The organism is Methylobacterium sp. WL18 (assembly GCF_008040015.1).
Taxonomy (GTDB): domain Bacteria; phylum Pseudomonadota; class Alphaproteobacteria; order Rhizobiales; family Beijerinckiaceae; genus Methylobacterium; species Methylobacterium mesophilicum.
The window spans coordinates 1-1059 of record NZ_VRVD01001031.1 but is presented as its reverse complement, the minus strand read 5'-3'; the positions used below and the strand labels follow the sequence as shown (position 1 = coordinate 1059).

Annotated in this window: 2 protein-coding genes; both read left to right on the top strand. The window is 71.8% G+C overall.

Features of this window, described 5'->3' with window-relative positions; all coding sequences use genetic code 11:
- The coding region (locus FV228_RS30665; RefSeq protein ID WP_147857848.1) for an SDR family oxidoreductase at positions 1–626 on the top strand (626 nt) is incomplete at its 5' end.
- 3 nt (positions 627–629) lie between these two features.
- A partial coding sequence (locus FV228_RS30660; protein WP_147857847.1) for a phosphotransferase occupies positions 630–1059 on the top strand: 430 nt, incomplete at its 3' end.

Genomic DNA, 1059 nt, shown 5'->3' with positions numbered 1-1059 from the left:
GTGAGCTGGACCACCCCGGCCTTGGAGGCGGCGAGGCGCAGGCGATCGTCATGGACGTCACCGACGCCGCGAGCGTCGAGCGGGCGCTCGATGCCGCCGAGGCGCGGTTCGGGCCCGTGGCGGTGCTCGTCAACAATGCCGGCGTCACCGCAACGAAGCCGGCCCTCGAGCTGGACGAGGCCGATTGGGACTCCGTCCTCGACACCAATTTGAAGGGCGTCTGGCTCGTCGCGCAGGCGACCGGGCGGCGCATGGTCCGGCATGGTTCCGGCGGCAGCATCGTCAACATCGCGTCGATCCTCGGCCTGCGGGTCGCCGGTGGGCTGGCGCCCTACGCCGCCTCCAAGGCCGGGGTGGTCCAGCTCACCAAGAGCCTCGCCCTGGAATGGGCCCGCCACGGGATCCGGGTGAACGCCCTCGCGCCCGGCTACATCGCCACCGAGCTGAACGACGCGTTCTTCGAATCCGAACCCGGCAAGGCGCTGATCAAGCGCGTGCCGCAGCGTCGGCTGGGCGAGGCGTCGGAACTCGATGGGCCGCTGCTGTTGCTCGCCTCCGCGGCGGGCTCGTACATGACCGGCAGCGTCGTCGCGGTCGATGGCGGCCACCTCGTGTCGGGGCTTTAGCGGATGGAACAGGCGCAGCTGCGCGACTGGATCGCCTCGCATCTCGGCTGTCCGGATCTCGCCATCGAGGCGGTCCAGCCCCTCGGCGGCGGCTCGATCCAGGAGAACCGACTGGTCCGCTGCCGGATCGGCGACACCGTCCGGGGCTTCGTGCTGCGCATGGACGCCGCCGCGACCATCGCGTCGAGTCGGTCCCGGGCGGAGGAATTCCGGATCCTGGAGGCGGTCTGGAAGGCCGGCGTGCGGGTGCCGGAACCGGTCGGCTTCTGCGCCGATCCCGCCGTGGTGGGCGCGCCATTCGCGCTGATGGGCTTGGTCGAGGGTGTCGGCCTCGGGCCGCGCATCGCCAAGGACCTGAGCCTCGGCGGCGACCGGGAGCTTCTGGCCGAGACGCTCGGCCGCGAACTCGCCCGGATCCACGCCGCGCTCGACC